Source organism: Shinella sp. G-2 (genome assembly GCF_050172695.1).
Lineage (GTDB): Bacteria > Pseudomonadota > Alphaproteobacteria > Rhizobiales > Rhizobiaceae > Shinella.
The window spans coordinates 67140-83201 of record NZ_JBBEYH010000024.1 but is presented as its reverse complement, the minus strand read 5'-3'; the positions used below and the strand labels follow the sequence as shown (position 1 = coordinate 83201).

Here is a 16062-nt window from a genome sequence, read left to right as displayed (position 1 = left end):
TCACCGCTATGCCGCTGCCATCCGCTTCAATCCAGCGCTGGCCGACAAGGGCTGCCTGGCGAAGCAGGCTCGGATCTTTGAGGCTCATCGATATCTCCCATTTTCGCGATGCCGTCAGACGTCATGACGTCGTGTCGCAAGCGTTATATTGCGTCCGCCACCCGTTCGACAATGCGATAGAGGCGTGATTTTACCGCTTCGCGGCGGCGGGTGGCGGGTCTAAGGTCGCCGCGCACGTTCTGACATCGAGGCTACCCATGACCCATCCCACCGGCCGCACCGCGGACCACGCCATCGACCCCATCTTCCTCGACCGCTGGTCGCCGCGCGCCTTCACCGGCGAAGCGATGCCACAGGCCACGCTGCTGTCGCTGTTCGAGGCCGCCCGCTGGGCGCCATCCGCCGCCAATGGCCAGCCCTGGCGTTTCATCTATGGACACCGCGGCACCGAGGCCTTCGACCGGATCTACAACACGCTGGACGAGGGCAACCGCCGCTGGGCCGACAAGGCGTCCGTTCTTGCCGTCGTCGTTTCGCAGACCCATCGCAAGAACGCCGACGGCGAGATGCGGCCGGCCTATACCCACGCCTTCGATACGGGCGCGGCCTGGGCCTATCTCGCCCTTCAGACGACCCGCGCCGGCTATCATGCCCACGGCATGGGCGGCATCGACCGCGCCAAGGCCATGGACGTGCTCGGCATTCCCGACGGCTTTCGTGTCGAGGCCGCCGTCGCCATCGGCAAGATCGCACCCAAGGAGACCCTGCCGGAAGACCTGATGAAGCGCGAAGTGCCGAGCACGCGCAAACCGCTGGCGGAATTCATTTCCGAGGGACGGTTTACGGCCTGAATTGGGCTCGCCCCTCCTCCCAGCTCCCTGTCGGTCCTTGATAGAACACAAGGATGACAGCACCGGGCAGAGGGGCCGATCCACCAAAAGAAAAGCCGCCTTTCGGCGGCTTTCTCATCAGATGTCGAGGTTGGCGACGCTGAGCGCGTTTTCCTGGATGAAGTCGCGGCGGGGCTCCACCTCGTCGCCCATCAGGCGGGCAAAGAGGCCGTCGGCATCCGTTGCATCCGTGACCCTCACCTGCAGCAGCGAGCGTACGTTCGGGTCGAGCGTGGTTTCCCAAAGCTGCTCGGCGTTCATTTCACCGAGGCCCTTGTAGCGCTGCATGGAAAGACCCTTGCGGCCGGCGGCGAAGACGGCATCGAGCAGGGCGCGCGGGCCGGTGATCTCGGTCCGGCCGTCCTTGCGGCGCAGCACCGGCGGCACCGCATAGGTTTCCCTGAGGCGGGCGGAGAGCTGGTCGATATGGCGGGCATCGGACGAACCGATCAGCGCCATGTCGATATGGGCGAACTCCTTGACGCCGCGCACCATGCGCTCGAAGCGCAGGCCGCCGTCCGTCGCCACCGAACCTTCCCAGCCGCGTTCCATTTCCTCCGCGATGAGGTCGAGACGGCGGGCAACTTCCACAGCCTTCGCCGCGTAGGCATCCCGGTCATGGCTGAGCTCGAGGTTGAGCGCGCCGGCAATGGCCGCCTGCTCGACGATGGAGCGGTTGTAGCGCGAGTGCAGGCCGTCGAGCAGCGTGCGCAGGCGCAGGGCATCCTGGATCAGTTCGAGAATATCCTGCCCGAGGCGCACCTCGCCGGAGCTCATTTCCAGCGCCGTATCGTCGAGGCCAGAGTCAATGAGGTAATCTTCCAGCGCCTTCTCGTTCTTCAGGTACTGGCTCGATTTGCCGCGTGCCACCTTATAGAGCGGCGGCTGGGCGATATAGAGATGGCCGCGTTCGATCAGTTCCGGCATCTGGCGGAAGAAGAAGGTGAGCAGCAGGGTTCGGATGTGGGCGCCATCGACGTCGGCATCCGTCATGATGATGATCTTGTGGTAGCGCAGCTTGTCGGCGTTGAACTCGTCCTTGATCGAGGTGCCGAGCGCGGTGATCAGCGTGCCGATTTCCTGGCTGGACAGCATCTTGTCGAAGCGTGCGCGCTCGACGTTGAGGATCTTGCCGCGGAGCGGCAGGATCGCCTGGTTCTCACGCGAACGGCCCTGCTTGGCCGAGCCGCCGGCCGAATCGCCCTCGACGAGGAAGACTTCGGATTTTGCCGGGTCACGCTCGGAGCAATCGGCCAGCTTGCCGGGCAGCGAGGAGATGTCGAGGGCGCCCTTGCGGCGCGTGAACTCGCGCGCCTTGCGCGCGGCGTCGCGGGCGCGAGCGGCCTCGACGACCTTTTCGATAAGGATCCTCGCTTCAGACGGATGCTCTTCCATCCAGGTGCTCAGCGCCTCGTTGACAAGGCTTTCGACGACCGGCCGCACTTCCGAGGAAACCAGCTTGTCCTTGGTCTGCGAGGAGAATTTCGGGTCGGGAACCTTGACCGAGAGAACGGCGGTCAGACCTTCGCGGCAGTCGTCGCCGATCAGCGAGACCTTCTCCTTCTTCATCACGCTGGAGCTTTCGGCATAGGAAACGACCTGCCGGGTCAGCGCGCCGCGGAAGCCGGCCATGTGCGTGCCGCCGTCGCGCTGCGGGATGTTGTTGGTGAAGCAGAGCACGTTCTCATGGTAGCTGTCGTTCCACCACATGGCGACTTCGACAGTAATGCCATCCTTCTCGCCGCGGATGGCGATCGGCTTTCCGAGCACTGCCTTCTTGGCGCGGTCGAGATAGGAAACGAAGGCTTCAAGGCCGCCCTCATACATCAACTCGTCCTGCTTGACGTCCGAATGGCGGCGGTCGGTGAGCAGGATGCGCACGCCGGAATTGAGGAAAGCGAGTTCGCGCAGACGGTGTTCCAGAGTCGAATAGACGAATTCGACATTGGAGAAGGTTTCGGACGAGGGCAGGAAGGTGACTTCCGTACCGGTCTCCCCGCCGCATTCGCCTGTCACGGCGAGCGGGCCATCGGCAACGCCGTGGGTAAAGCTCATCTCGTGGATCTTGCCGCCGCGGCGGATCTTCAGCTTCAGCTTAACGGAAAGCGCGTTCACCACCGAAACGCCGACCCCGTGCAGACCGCCCGAGACCTTGTAGGAGTTCTGGTCGAATTTGCCGCCGGCATGAAGCTGGGTCATGATGACCTCGGCCGCCGAAACGCCTTCTTCCTTGTGGATGTCGGTCGGGATGCCGCGGCCGTTGTCCGTCACCGTGACGGAACCTTCGGCATTGAGCGTGACCGTCACGATATCCGCATGACCCGCCAGCGCCTCGTCGATCGCGTTGTCGACGACTTCGTAGACCATGTGGTGCAGGCCCGAACCGTCATCGGTGTCGCCGATATACATGCCGGGGCGCTTGCGCACGGCGTCGAGCCCCTTGAGGACCTTGATCGAATCTGCGCCATACTCGGCCGGGCCGTTTTCGGTCTCGGGTGTGTCAGTCATTCAAAAGTCTTTCCAGAGTTTTCGCGGCAGGCGGGAAAGCGGGGCGAATCACGGCTTTCCGGGTTCCTAGAATATAGGGATTTTGCCCTGAAGTTCCAAACCAAAGAGCCTGCAAACACGGCAGAAATCAGGGGATCAACCGGATTTTACCCGGTTATTGCATGCTTTTTCGAGAATGCCGGCAAGCCGGCGCACCGTCTCGGGCGGCAGGTTGCGGATTTCGGCCGAAAGACGGTTGGCGAAGGCCGTATATTCCGGTGGCAGGCCCGACGTATCGACCGTGATGCGTGGGTCGGAAATCTCCGCGATGCGGAAAAGTTCTTCCGCCTCGTCCCAGATGACGTTGAAATAGCCGGCAACGCGCTGGAGGAAATCGAAGCTCGGCATGCCGCGCTTGCCGTGCTCCAGCGCGGAAAGATAGGCCGGACTGACACCAAGCGCCACCGCCATGTCCTTCTGCGAAACGCCCTTGCGGTCGCGCAGATGCCGCACCGCCTTGCCGAAGGGCGTCGTCATCGCTTTTCCCCGGGCAGGCGGGCAAGCCGGACGTAAAGAGCGCCCTCGCCGCCATGGTTGCGCGCCGCCGGTTCGTAGGACGAGATCAGCGGCCGGAATTCCGGCAGCGAGAACCACAGCGGCACCGCACGCTTGAGCGCCCCGTCGCTGCCGAGCGACGTGCCCTTGCCGGTGATGACCAGCACATGGCGCAGGCCCCGCTCATGCGCCTTGATAAGGAAACCGAGCAGGAAGCCGTGCGCCTCGCTCTGGATCATGCCGTGCAGGTCGATGCGGGCTTCGAGCGCCAGACGTCCCTTGGCGATCTTGCGCTTGACCGGGCGCTCCAGCGGATGATGGCGAGCAGCCTCCTTGCCGCGGCCGATGGTGAGCGTGATGCCCTCCTCGGCGGCCATGCCCGCCTTCGGCTTTTTCGGCTGCGGCTCGGGGGCCCTCGCCTCCTCGATCTTTTCCGCGAAGGCGACCTCGAATTCCGTCAGGGCGTCTAGCCTGCCGGGCAGGGCGCGCGTGCTGCGCGCCACCTTGCCCCAGAGGATGCGGTCTTCGCTGGAGAGCGTCTTATCCTTCGGCATGGAGGTAGCGCTCCGCCGCCGCCTTGGGAACGAGGATATGGAAGGTCGCGGCATTGCGTACATGGCCCGCCAGCGCGCCCGCCGCGTCGCCCGAGCCCGTGAAGATATCGCCGCGCGCCGGGCCGACGATGGCCGTTCCCGTATCGAGCGCCAGCATCAACCGGCGGAAGGGTTTTCCGCCATCCATATGGGTCAGGCTGTCGCTGGAGATGAAGAAGGGCAGGCCGAAGGTGTGGATCATCCGGTCTACCGCCAGCGAGCGGCCGGCGACGAGCGGCACCTTGGCGGCGGCAATGGGGCCGAGACCGGCATCGTCCACCGCCGCTTCCTTGAAGAAGATGAAGGAGCGATTGTGCCAAAGCACCGCGTCGACCTCACCCTCATGCCGCGCCAGCCAGTCGCGGATCGATCCCATGGAGACGGTCGCAGCATCGATCTCGCCGCGATCGATCAGGAGCTTGCCGATGGCGGAAAAGGGATGGCCGGATTTTCCGGCATAGGTTACGCGCCTGACCGATCCATCGGGATAGACGAGCCGCGCGGCGCCTTGCACATGGGCGAAGAAGACGTCGACCTTCGAGCGGGCATAGGCGATTTCAAGGCCCTGGCCGGCGAGATGACCGCGCTCGATCTCGCCGCGATCGGGATATTCGATGATGGCGCCATCTTTCAGGCGGCCGAAGGCATAGCCTTGCGGAAAGCCCTCCGGCCGGTTGTCCTCATCGATATCCACGAGATCGTCGGGCCGGCGATAGAAGGGATAGCGATAGTCCGCGTCGGCCTCGGCTTTGACGGCGACTTCCGGCTCGTAGAAGGCGGTGACGAAGCCGGCGGAACCGTCGGCCTTCTCGATCCGGAACGGCACACACTCGGCCTCGAAAAAGGCGCGCACGGCGGCCGCGCCCTGCGGCTTTTGCGCATCCGCCGCATCCAGAAGCGCCAGAAGCTCGCCGGCAGTGATACCAAGCGAGCCGGTCTTGTAGGGTTTGACGGAGCGGATATGCGCACGACAGCGGCCCATGGCCGCCATCAGGGCTGTCGGATCGTCCTCGTCCCAGCCGGGAAGCGCCGAAAACCGGGCCGGAACCAGACGGTAATCCATGACAGGGCCTCGCTCAGCCTTCCGATTCGGTGGCGATCAGCTTCCAGTTCGGATCGCGCGAACGGGTGTCGCGGGCGAAGGTCCAGAGATCGTTGACCTCGGCGACCGTATCCGCGTCGCCCTCGACCAGCGCGCCGGCCTTGTCATAGGTGGCGGAGATCAGCTGGCTGACGATGCGCAGCGTCACGTTGGCTTCGCTGTCCTTGACTTCGGCGCTGACGATATCGGCCTTCTCGATGCCGACGAAGCTGGAGCGCACGACCTCGCCCTTGTTCTCGCGTTCGGAAATGGCGGCGTCGAAGCCCTCGTAGACTTCGCGCGACAGAAGGTTCTTCAGCGCCTTGCGGTCGCCATCGGCGAAGGCGACGACGATCATCTCATAGGCCATGCGGGCGCCGCCCACGAATTCCTTCGGCGTGAAGGACGGGTCGGCCTTGGCGACCGCGCGGAGCTGCTCGTTCAACGGCGTGCCGGGAGCGGCGAAGCTGTCGATCGACGCATAGGGGCTTTCGTCCTCCTCCGTGCCGTCGCGGCGCGGCAGCGTCACGACCTTGCCGCGGTCGGCCGAATCAGCCTCGGCGGCGCTCTCGCGCTTGGAGTAAGGGTCGAACGGCGGGCGCTCGCTTCCGGTGCGCCGGCCAAGCACGCTGCGCAATTGCAGGAAGATGACCACCGCAGCTACGAGGAAGAAAAGCGTTACAAAGTCGAATGAGCCCATTATCGATCCGCTGCGGTTTCTGATTTTTGTTCCATTCCATATAGTCCGCAACGACGGATCATTCAAATGGCGATGACGTGAATGCGGCGAAGATACGCGCCGCACGGCTTGGCCGTATCGGCTCCGGCGAATCTATGCGACATTGAAAACCATGTTCAGACGTCTTCTTCCCTTCCTCATTCTTCTCTTGCCGCTGGCGGAGATCGCCTGCTTCATCCTGGTCGGCCGACGGATCGGCCTCTTTCCGACGCTATCGCTGGTGGTGCTTTCGGCGGTTGCCGGCATCGTTCTGATGCGCATCCAGGGCTTCGGCGTGCTTACCCGGCTTCGACAGTCGGGCGAGGCCGGCCGGGCGCCGGGCAAGGAACTGCTCGACGCGGCGATGATCCTCATTGCCGGCATCCTGCTGCTCATTCCGGGTTTCCTCACCGACATACTCGGCCTTGCCCTCTTTCTTCCGCCCGTGCGCGCCTTTCTCTGGAACCGGCTGATGCGCAATGTCGTTGTGGTCGATATCGGCGGCATGCGGCCCGGCGGACGGCCGGAAACGCGACAAGACCGCACCATCGATCTTGACGAGGGCGACTTCCATCGCGACGACCGGCCCTGAGGCGTCAGGGTTGTAAGCCCCCGGCTGAAATGCTAGATGGCCTGACTTTCAAAGCCCCCGAGGATTTTCGCATGACCGACGCAGCAACCGAGAACAACGCCGCGAGCCCCTCGCTCAACATCTTGGCGCAGTATGTGAAGGACTTTTCCTTCGAGAACCCGGGTGCGCCGCGGTCGCTGCAGGCCCGCGACAAGGCACCGGCGATCAACATCAGCGTCAACGTCAATGCCAACCCGCTCGCCGAGAACGACTTCGACGTCATCCTCTCGCTGAACGCGGAAGCCAAGGACGGCGACAAGGTTCTCTTCAATGCCGAACTCGCCTATGGCGGCGTCTTCCGCATCACGGGCTTCCCGCAGGAGCACATGCTGCCGGTCCTCTTCATCGAGTGCCCGCGCCTGCTCTTCCCCTTCGCCCGCCAGATCATCGCCGACGCCACCCGCAACGGCGGCTTCCCGCCGCTGATGATCGACCCGATCGACTTCGCGCAGATGTTTACCCAGCGCATGGCCGAAGAGCAGGTCAAGGCGAAGGTTCAGGCCAACTAAGGCCGACGCCCTTTCCAAAAGCAAAATGCCCGGCACGTCGTGACCGGGCATTTTCTTTGTGCGCCTTATTTTATGAGCCGGATTCAGGCGCCGAATTTGGCCCAGATCGCCTTGGCGCCGATCTTCGCCACCATGGCCGTATGGGCAGCACGATCCTCTTCGGAAAGACGCGGCGCCAGGGAGCGTGGCCGCGCGCCAAGCGGCAAGACGACCTCCTCCTCCTCGACGATCGTCTTGCGGCCAGCCTCCGCGCTACCGAGGCCGAGCGCCGCCTGACGGCCGCCGATCATCTCGATATAGACTTCGGCGAGCAGTTCGGAGTCGAGCAAGGCGCCGTGTTTCGTGCGGTGCGAATTGTCGATGCCGTAGCGCCGGCAGAGTGCATCGAGAGAGTTCGGCCCCATCGGATGCTTGCGGCGGGCGAGCGCCAGCGTATCCGTCACCCGCTCGGATGCGACGGGCGGCAGGCCGAGCCGGTCGAACTCGGCATTGATGAAGCCCATGTCGAAGTTGGCATTGTGCGCCACCCAGCGGGCGTCGCCGAAAAACTCCAGGATCTCGCCTGCCACCTCGGCGAAGGGCCGCTTGTCCTTCAGGAACTCGTCCGTGATGCCGTGCACGGCAAGCGCATCGGGATGAACCTTGCGGTCGCCCGGATTGACGAAGATATGCAGCGTGCGGCCGGTCGGGAAATGATTTTCCAGTTCCACGCCACCGATTTCGATGATGCGGTCGAGCTTGTTGTCGAGGCCGGTCGTTTCCGTATCGAAGATGATCTCGCGCATCAGGCGTCCCGTCCCGTCAATGTTCCTGTTATCTCTTTCACCTGTTCGCGCGCCGCTTCAAGCCCCCTGCCCGTATCGATGATGAAATCGGCGCGGCGGCGTTTTTCCGCATCGGGCATCTGCCGCGACAGGATAAGCGCGAACTTCTCCTCCGTCATGCCCGGCCGGGCGAGCACCCGCGCGCGCTGTGTATCCGGGTCGCAGGTGACGACAACCACCTTGTCTACCCGGCTCTCACCGCCCGACTCGAAGAGCAACGGAATATCGAGCAGAACGAGCGGCGTGCCATTGTTCCGTTCCCGCGCGACAAAGGCAGTTTCGCGCGCCCGGACGAGCGGGTGGATGATCGCTTCCAGCTCACCGAACCGTTCCGGCGATTGCGCAAGGACCGCCGACAGGGCCTTGCGGTCGATGGCGCCATTCTTCAGCGCCTCGGGGAATTTTTCCGCCACCGGCGCGACCGCCTCGCCGCGATAGAGATCGTGCACCGTCGCGTCGGCATCGTGCACCGGTACGCCGAGGTCGTGGAACATCGCCGCGGTCGTCGACTTGCCCGTTCCGATCGATCCGGTAAGGCCGAGCACGATCATCAATGCGTCTCCATGTCCGCGAGGATCAACTGCCGCAAGGCCGCATCGACGGCCGGGCGCGCGCCGAACCATTTTTCAAAACCCGGCACCGCCTGGTGCAGCAGCATGCCGAGACCATCGACCGTGGCGAAACCCTGTTCCCGCGCCTGACAGAGGATCGGCGTCATGAGCGGCACATAGACGATATCCGTTACGATGGCGCCGGCGGCCAGTGGCGAGAAATCGAAATCCGGTGCCGGCTCACCATCCATGCCGAGCGACGTCGTATTGACGAAGAGACCCGCTCCCGTCGAGACTTCGGCCAGCGCGGCCATGGCATGGGCATGCACCTTCGGTCCGAAGCGATCCGCCAGTTCCTGCGCACGGGCGACCGTGCGGTTCACCACATGGATCTCGCCGACCCCGCGGTCGCGCACCGCCTGGATGATGGCCCGGCTGGCACCCCCCGCACCCAGAATGACGGCTCGACCCGTCCGGTCCCAACCGGGAGCGGCGGCATCGAGATTGGCCAGGAAACCGTAGCCGTCCGTGTTCGTGGCATGGAGCCTGCCATCTTCCATCCACAGCGTGTTCGCAGCGCCAAGCTCCTCGCTCAGCATGTCCGGCCGGTCGGCCAGCTTGAAGGCCGTTTCCTTATGCGGGATCGTGACATTGCCCCCTACGAAGCCGGATTCCCCACTCTTCAACCTTGAAACGAAGCCGGCGAAATCCTTCGGCGTCACTTCCTGCCGCGTGTAGGATCCGGCCAGGCCAAGCGTTTTCAGCCAATGACCATGGATCAGCGGTGAGCGGGAATGTTTGACCGGATAGCCGGTGACGAAGGCATTCCGAGCGAATGTTTCACGTGAATCATGCATCGATGGCACCGAGGTCGCGAAGTTTAGCCAGCAACGGAAGCAGCGGCAGGCCGAGGATGGTAAAGTAGTCACCGTCGATCCGCTCGAAAAGCTGCACGCCCTCCCCCTCCAGCTGGTAGGCGCCGACGCTGGCCAGAATCCGCGGGCCGACCCGCGCCAGATGCCGGTCGATGAAAACGTCCGAAAGGGTGCGCATGGTCAGATGTGCGATGGAAACATGGCTCCACAGAACCTGGCCGTCGCGGACGAGCGCGATGCCACAGTTCAGCGAATGGGTGCGACCCGACATCGCCTGAAGGTGCCGCTTCGCCTCCGCCATATCGGCCGGCTTGTGAAACACCCGTCCTTCGAGCGACAGGGTCTGATCCGACCCGATGACCAGCGCGCCGGGATTGCGCGCCGCGACGTCCTCAGCCTTGGCGATGGCGAGCGCTTCGGCGACGGCCTGCGGCGTGGGATTGCCCGTGGCCAGATATTCCTCCACCGCGCGCTCGTCGATGGCAGCCGCCTCCGCCGTGAAGGCGAGGCCGGCATTCTCCATCAGCATGCGGCGAAAGGGGCTTTGCGAGGCGAGGATCAGCGGTGGCGTCATAGGGGTCTCCATTCCCCTTCCGGGTTAGCGGAGCTTCGGGCGAAGAGCAACGATGGCGGCGGCCGTTTCCTCGATCGAGCGGCGGGTGACGTCGATGATCGGCCAGTTGTGGCGGGCGCAGAGGGCGCGGGCATATTTCAGCTCCTCGGAAATCTGCGCGCGGTCGATATAGTCGTCGCCGCGGAAATCCTGCGTCTGGCCGAGCACCCGGTTCTGCCGCACCTGGGCGATGCGATCCGTCGTGGCGATAAGCCCGACGATCAGCGGCCTGGTCGCGTGGGCCAGCCGCTCCGGCAGCGGGACCCCGACCACGATGGGCACATTGGCTGTCTTGATGCCACGGTTGGCAAGATAGATGCTGGTCGGCGTCTTCGAGGTCCGGCTGATGCCGACGAGAATGACATCGGCTTCATCCAGATCGGCCGGCAATTGCCCGTCGTCGTGATCCATCGTGAAATTCAGCGCCTCGATGCGCGCGAAATATTCAGCATTCATCACATGTTGCGCGCCGACCCGTCGCCGCGACGGCGCGCCGAGATAGGACTGGAAAAGATCGATCACCGGCTCGAGCACCGAAACGCAGGGTACGCCCATCTCCCGGCAGCGCTGGTCGATGATGTCGGAAAGTTCCCGGTCGACGATCGTATAGAGCACGATGCCCGGTGCACCGTCGATGGCATCGAGCACAGGCATCAGCTGCTTGCGATTGCGGATCAGCGGATAGACGTGCTCGAGCGCCTGGGACGACTGGAACTGTGCCGCAGCAGCCCGGCCCGCAGCGATGAGAGTCTCGCCCGTCGAGTCCGATATCAGGTGCAGATGGAAGTAGTTTTTGGTGCTTTCCACAATATCCTCCGCCCCCTGTTGATGGCCCGGGACAAGTGTGAGCTAAGAACGGGCGCTGTCCTCTGGCAAGAGGATAAGTGCCGACTTGTCCACAATCGGCGATCGACGGGAAACGGATTCCGCGGGGATGTGGATAAGACTCATGGGCACGGCAAAGTGTCGCGCTTGTCCACAGGCTACCCACAGCAAGGCTGCTCTGAGGCCGGTCCGAATCCTTTTGATTCCAAAGACGGAATCCAGTTTTCCTCGTTTTTCGCGCAAAATGGCTTTTTGCCGCGCCACTTTTCCAGCCGGCGGGCCAACAGGCGGGAAGTTTGTGGAGAGGATTTAATCCTTGATAGTCACCGACTCTAAGAAATAGAAACCTTTTCAAAAGAGATTATTTCATTATTGGGAGAACCCCGCGGTGGCTGCGCAAAACCGGAAGATCGTCGATGTCCTGGATGGGAAGACGGTTTCTCCCCCTCCCCTCTGGCTGATGCGCCAGGCCGGACGGTACCTGCCGGAATATCGCGCGACGCGCGCGGCGGCGGGAAGTTTCCTCGATCTCTGTTATTCGCCGGAGCTGGCGACGGAAGTGACGCTTCAGCCGATCCGTCGTTACGGCTTCGACGCTGCGATCCTGTTTTCCGATATCCTCGTCATTCCCGATGCGCTGAAGCGGAATGTGCGCTTTGAGGAAGGACATGGACCGCGTCTCGATCCGATCGACGTGGATGGTATTCTCGCTCTCGAAGGGGAAGGCGTCGCAAATCACCTCCAGCCGGTCATAGAAGCGGTTGGACGTATCCGTGCAGCCCTGCCGGGGGAAACGGCGCTGCTCGGCTTCTGTGGCGCGCCCTGGACGGTTGCGACCTATATGATCGCCGGCCATGGCACGCCGGACCAGGCGCCCGCGCGTCTCTTCGCCTATCGCGAACCGGAAGCCTTTGCGCGCCTGCTCGATATTCTCGCGGATCTCTCGGCCGATTATCTGGTCGCGCAGATCGATGCGGGCGCGGATGCTGTCCAGATATTCGATTCCTGGGCGGGTGTGCTCGGCGAGAAGGAATTCGCCGACTATGCCGTTCGTCCGGTTCGCCGGATCATCGATTCGGTGAAGAGCCGCCGGCCGCAGGCCAGGATCATCGCCTTCGCCAAGGGCGCTGGCCTGCTCCTCAAGTCCTATCGCCAGGATACGCGTGCGGATGCCATCGGCCTCGACTGGTCGGTGCCGCTATCCTTCGCAGCCGACTTGCAGAAGGAGGGCCCGGTGCAGGGCAATCTCGATCCGATGCGGGTGGTCGCCGGCGGCAAGGCGCTTGACGATGGCATCGACGCCATCCTGCAGGTGCTTGGAAACGGTCCCCTGATCTTCAATCTCGGCCATGGCATCACGCCGCAGGCCGACCCCGACAATGTCACGCGGCTTGTGGCGCGTGTGCGTGGAGAAAGCCGGTGAACGAGAAGCAGACAGGCGAGAGCGCAGGCCGCCGCGCGCGGTTGCGGGCCGCAATCGCGCTTGCCGTCTTCGCTGTCATCGCCGGTCTCCTGATCCTCTATCCACCGGATGATCTCTATCTCTGGATCAAGGCGCTGCACATCGTCGCCGTCATCTCCTGGATGGCGGGCCTGCTCTATCTGCCGCGCCTCTTCGTCTATCACACGGACGCGCCGCCGGGTTCCGCCCAGTCGGAAACCTTCAAGGTGATGGAAGGGCGGCTCTACGGAACCATCATGCAGCCGGCCATGGGGCTTGCCTGGTTGCTCGGTCTCTACCTCGCCTGGTCGGTCTATGGTTTCCAGGGCGGTTGGCTGCACGCCAAGCTTGCCTTCGTGGTGCTGCTGAGCGGCGTGCACCAGTATTACGGCCGGGCCGTCAAGGCTTTTGCCGAGGACCGCAACACCAAAACCGGCCGTCAATGGCGCATCTGGAACGAGGCGCCCGCCCTGCTGATGATCCTCATCGTCGTCATGGTCGTCGTCAAACCTTTCTGACCTGCCGCGACAAATCGGACGAAATTGAATCGCCCCCTTGCGAGGCGGGCCGCGAACCGCTATTTTCCGCGCATCTCATCTTCGTGGCATGTGTATTCGTTCAGTGAACTGCACCCAATCCCCGGCAGTTCCTTCCTGACCCGCACGCCTTTTTCCATCCCGACGACCACCAGCATGGACCATTCATGGCCGAAATGAAGCTACAAGACCTCAAGAACAAGACTCCGACCGACCTCCTTGCTTTCGCCGAATCGCTCGAGGTCGAGAACGCGAGCACGATGCGCAAGCAGGAGCTGATGTTTGCCATCCTGAAGATGCTGGCGGCACAGGATGTCGAAATCATCGGCGAAGGCGTCGTGGAGGTGTTGCAGGACGGCTTCGGCTTCCTGCGTTCGGCCAATGCGAACTACCTGCCGGGTCCGGATGACATCTACATCTCGCCCTCGCAGATCCGCCGCTTCTCGCTGAAGACCGGCGATACGGTCGAAGGCCCGATCCGCGGCCCCAAGGAAGGCGAACGCTATTTCGCGCTCCTGAAGGTCAACACGATCAATTTCGACGATCCGGAAAAGATCCGTCACAAGGTCCATTTCGACAACCTGACGCCGCTCTATCCCAACGAGCGCTTCAAGATGGAACTTGAGATTCCGACCTCGAAGGACCTCTCCCCGCGCGTCATCGATCTCGTCGCCCCGCTCGGCAAGGGCCAGCGCGCACTCATCGTCGCGCCGCCCCGCACGGGTAAGACGGTTCTCCTGCAGAACATCGCTCACTCGATCACCGCCAACCATCCGGAATGTTATCTCATCGTTCTCTTGATCGACGAGCGTCCGGAAGAAGTGACGGACATGCAGCGCTCGGTGAAGGGCGAGGTCGTTTCCTCGACCTTCGACGAGCCGGCGACGCGCCACGTGCAGGTTGCCGAAATGGTCATCGAGAAGGCCAAGCGCCTTGTCGAGCACGGCCGTGACGTCGTGATCCTGCTCGACTCGATCACCCGCCTCGGCCGCGCCTACAACACCGTCGTTCCGTCGTCGGGCAAGGTCCTCACCGGTGGTGTCGATGCCAACGCCCTGCAGCGTCCAAAGCGCTTCTTCGGCGCCGCGCGCAATATCGAGGAAGGCGGCTCGCTCACCATCATCGCGACGGCCCTCATCGACACCGGCAGCCGCATGGACGAAGTGATCTTCGAAGAGTTCAAGGGCACCGGTAATTCGGAAATCGTGCTCGACCGCAAGGTGGCCGACAAGCGCATCTTCCCGGCCATGGATATTCTCAAGTCCGGCACGCGTAAGGAAGACCTGCTCGTGCCGCGTCAGGATCTTCAGAAGATCTTCGTTCTGCGCCGCATCCTCGCCCCAATGGGCACCACCGATGCGATCGAGTTCCTGATCGACAAGCTGAAGCAGACCAAGAACAACGGCGATTTCTTCGAGTCGATGAACACGTAGTCGCCGCTTACAGCGCTGACGTTTCATGGTCCCGCCGCAAGACGGGGCCATTTTTCGTTGAGGACCCGGATTCGATTCCAATCCGAAACGACATTGAAAGATTCGCATCCGTAACGGTAACATGATGAGCAGCAAGGACACGATATTCGCCCTCTCGAGTGGCGGCCTCCCCTCGGGTGTCGCGGTTATCCGACTGAGCGGATCCCGATGCGTGGTCGCTCTATCGGAACTGTGCGGACGCATTCCCGCCGCGCGTCGTGCCTCTCTTCAGTCGATTCGGGACCGCAACGGTGAGAAACTGGACGATGGACTCGTCCTCCATTTTCCTGCACCCCATTCCTTCACGGGAGAGGATTGTGCGGAACTGCAAATCCACGGTGGCCGGGCTGTCGTGAAGGCCGTGCTCGCCGCGCTTGCCGGTATTCCTGGCCTGCGCCAGGCCGAAGCCGGTGAATTCTCGCGACGCGCCTTCCTCAACGGTCGTATGGATCTCGTCGAGGTTGAGGGGCTCGCCGATCTCATTGCGGCTGAGACGGAGATGCAGCGCCGTCTTGCCGCCGAACAGGCGTCGGGGGCACTTTCGCGCCTATACGATTCGTGGGCGAAACGGCTGACGCATGCCCGAGCAATGATCGAAGCGGAACTCGACTTTGCGGATGAGGACGATGTGCCTGGATCCGTGGCCGCGACGATCTGGGCCGATATGCAGCGTCTGACGCAAGAGATTTTTAACCATCTCGCAGAAGCTCGTATCGGTGAAATTGTCCGCGACGGTTTGAAGGTCGTGATTGCCGGTCCACCCAATGCGGGGAAATCCAGCCTTCTCAATCATCTGGCCAAACGCGACGTGGCGATTGTCACCGACGTCCCCGGTACGACGCGCGATATTCTCCATGTCGATCTTGATCTCTCGGGTTTCGCGGTGCGTCTTTACGATACAGCCGGCCTGCGCGAGACATCCGATATTGTCGAGCAGGAGGGCATTCGCCGAACCCATCTTTCCATGGTGGATGCCGACCTCGTTCTTTTGCTTTCGGATGAGGAGCATCCTGATTGGTCCCGACTTGCCGGATCGTATGATGGTCCGGTTATTCGCACGCGGACGAAGGCGGACAAGGCCGAGAGCGCTTGGACGCAGGAAGAGATCGATGTTACAATCTCGGTGCGCTCCGGTGAAGGAATAGCCGCGCTTCTCGACAGAATCGGCCAGTATCTTCCAGACCTGGAGACGGGCAGTGCTTTGTCTCTCCCGACGCGCGAACGGCATTCACTCCACTTGGCCGCTGCGCGAGAGCAGGTGATCCAGGCCCTTAGCGCCGACACGGCTGGCTTGGACATTCAAGCGGAGCATTTGCGATTGGCTGGTCAGGCGCTCGGGCGTGTGACGGGTCGTGTCGACGTTGAGAATCTTCTCGACGTTATCTTTTCGGAATTTTGCATAGGCAAGTGATTCACGTGAAACACTGCAACGGGAACGAGTCATTTCTAACGTTTCACGTG

At 62.7% G+C, this 16062-nt stretch carries 17 protein-coding genes; 7 read left to right on the top strand and 10 right to left on the bottom strand.

The window, feature by feature from the left end:
* The first annotated feature begins 257 nt into the window (after positions 1 to 257).
* Complete coding sequence (locus V8U06_RS24235) at positions 258 to 851, top strand: nitroreductase family protein (RefSeq protein ID WP_226921474.1); 594 nt, start codon at positions 258 to 260, stop codon at positions 849 to 851.
* Between the two features lie 117 nt (positions 852 to 968).
* On the opposite strand, the gene gyrB is transcribed toward V8U06_RS24235, so the two are convergent.
* The 5 genes from gyrB to V8U06_RS24210 all read right to left on the bottom strand — a co-directional run bounded on the left by gyrB (position 969) and on the right by V8U06_RS24210 (position 6306).
* The gene (gyrB, locus tag V8U06_RS24230) at positions 969 to 3398 is read right to left on the bottom strand and encodes a DNA topoisomerase (ATP-hydrolyzing) subunit B (protein WP_427142855.1); all 2430 of its coding nucleotides are present in this window, start codon (positions 3396 to 3398) and stop codon (positions 969 to 971) included.
* 135 nt (positions 3399 to 3533) lie between these two features.
* Positions 3534 to 3914, bottom strand: a complete 381-nt coding sequence (locus V8U06_RS24225; RefSeq protein WP_226921479.1) for a helix-turn-helix domain-containing protein — start codon at positions 3912 to 3914, stop codon at positions 3534 to 3536.
* Positions 3911 to 4486: a Smr/MutS family protein gene (locus tag V8U06_RS24220; protein ID WP_427142854.1), complete on the bottom strand. Its 576-nt coding sequence runs from the start codon at positions 4484 to 4486 to the stop codon at positions 3911 to 3913. Before V8U06_RS24220 ends, V8U06_RS24225 begins: the two co-directional genes overlap by 4 nt.
* Positions 4473 to 5588 (bottom strand): murein transglycosylase A, encoded by a 1116-nt coding sequence (mltA, locus tag V8U06_RS24215; protein WP_427142853.1) that lies wholly within the window; start codon positions 5586 to 5588, stop codon positions 4473 to 4475. The genes V8U06_RS24220 and mltA overlap by 14 nt, the downstream gene beginning before the upstream one ends.
* A 13-nt stretch (positions 5589 to 5601) precedes the next feature.
* A complete protein-coding gene (locus tag V8U06_RS24210; RefSeq protein ID WP_427142852.1) occupies positions 5602 to 6306 on the bottom strand; it encodes a Tim44/TimA family putative adaptor protein in 705 nt (234 codons plus the stop codon).
* 151 nt (positions 6307 to 6457) lie between these two features.
* Between V8U06_RS24210 and V8U06_RS24205 the strand changes: the two genes are divergently transcribed.
* Positions 6458 to 6916 (top strand): FxsA family protein, encoded by a 459-nt coding sequence (locus V8U06_RS24205; protein ID WP_226921488.1) that lies wholly within the window; start codon positions 6458 to 6460, stop codon positions 6914 to 6916.
* A 71-nt stretch (positions 6917 to 6987) separates the two neighbouring features.
* Positions 6988 to 7464, top strand: a complete 477-nt coding sequence (secB, locus tag V8U06_RS24200; protein ID WP_226921490.1) for a protein-export chaperone SecB — start codon at positions 6988 to 6990, stop codon at positions 7462 to 7464.
* A gap of 83 nt (positions 7465 to 7547) precedes the next feature.
* Here the strand turns inward: secB and dnaQ are convergent, their stop codons facing one another.
* From dnaQ to V8U06_RS24175, 5 genes are read right to left on the bottom strand one after another with little or no spacing between them, the layout of a single operon-like run.
* The gene (gene dnaQ / locus V8U06_RS24195; protein WP_427142851.1) at positions 7548 to 8249 is read right to left on the bottom strand and encodes a DNA polymerase III subunit epsilon; all 702 of its coding nucleotides are present in this window, start codon (positions 8247 to 8249) and stop codon (positions 7548 to 7550) included.
* Entirely contained in the window at positions 8249 to 8839 is a 591-nt protein-coding gene (gene coaE / locus V8U06_RS24190; RefSeq protein ID WP_427142850.1) for a dephospho-CoA kinase, read from the bottom strand. Before coaE ends, dnaQ begins: the two co-directional genes overlap by 1 nt.
* Entirely contained in the window at positions 8839 to 9696 is an 858-nt protein-coding gene (locus V8U06_RS24185) for a shikimate dehydrogenase (RefSeq protein ID WP_427142849.1), read from the bottom strand. The genes coaE and V8U06_RS24185 overlap by 1 nt, the downstream gene beginning before the upstream one ends.
* On the bottom strand, positions 9689 to 10288 hold the full coding sequence (locus V8U06_RS24180; protein ID WP_427142848.1) for a Maf-like protein: 600 nt from the start codon (positions 10286 to 10288) through the stop codon (positions 9689 to 9691). Before V8U06_RS24180 ends, V8U06_RS24185 begins: the two co-directional genes overlap by 8 nt.
* Positions 10289 to 10312: 24 nt before the next feature.
* Positions 10313 to 11134 (bottom strand): pyruvate, water dikinase regulatory protein, encoded by an 822-nt coding sequence (locus V8U06_RS24175; RefSeq protein ID WP_226921502.1) that lies wholly within the window; start codon positions 11132 to 11134, stop codon positions 10313 to 10315.
* Positions 11135 to 11540: 406 nt separating this feature from the next.
* Between V8U06_RS24175 and hemE the strand changes: the two genes are divergently transcribed.
* From hemE to mnmE, 4 genes are all read left to right on the top strand, one after another.
* On the top strand, positions 11541 to 12575 hold the full coding sequence (hemE, locus tag V8U06_RS24170; RefSeq protein ID WP_427142847.1) for a uroporphyrinogen decarboxylase: 1035 nt from the start codon (positions 11541 to 11543) through the stop codon (positions 12573 to 12575).
* A complete protein-coding gene (hemJ, locus tag V8U06_RS24165) occupies positions 12572 to 13111 on the top strand; it encodes a protoporphyrinogen oxidase HemJ (RefSeq protein WP_427142846.1) in 540 nt (179 codons plus the stop codon). Before hemE ends, hemJ begins: the two co-directional genes overlap by 4 nt.
* Before the next feature lie 185 nt (positions 13112 to 13296).
* The gene (gene rho / locus V8U06_RS24160) at positions 13297 to 14562 is read left to right on the top strand and encodes a transcription termination factor Rho (RefSeq protein WP_427142845.1); all 1266 of its coding nucleotides are present in this window, start codon (positions 13297 to 13299) and stop codon (positions 14560 to 14562) included.
* Positions 14563 to 14686: 124 nt separating this feature from the next.
* On the top strand, positions 14687 to 16012 hold the full coding sequence (gene mnmE, locus V8U06_RS24155; protein ID WP_427142844.1) for a tRNA uridine-5-carboxymethylaminomethyl(34) synthesis GTPase MnmE: 1326 nt from the start codon (positions 14687 to 14689) through the stop codon (positions 16010 to 16012).
* Positions 16013 to 16062: the final 50 nt, after the last annotated feature.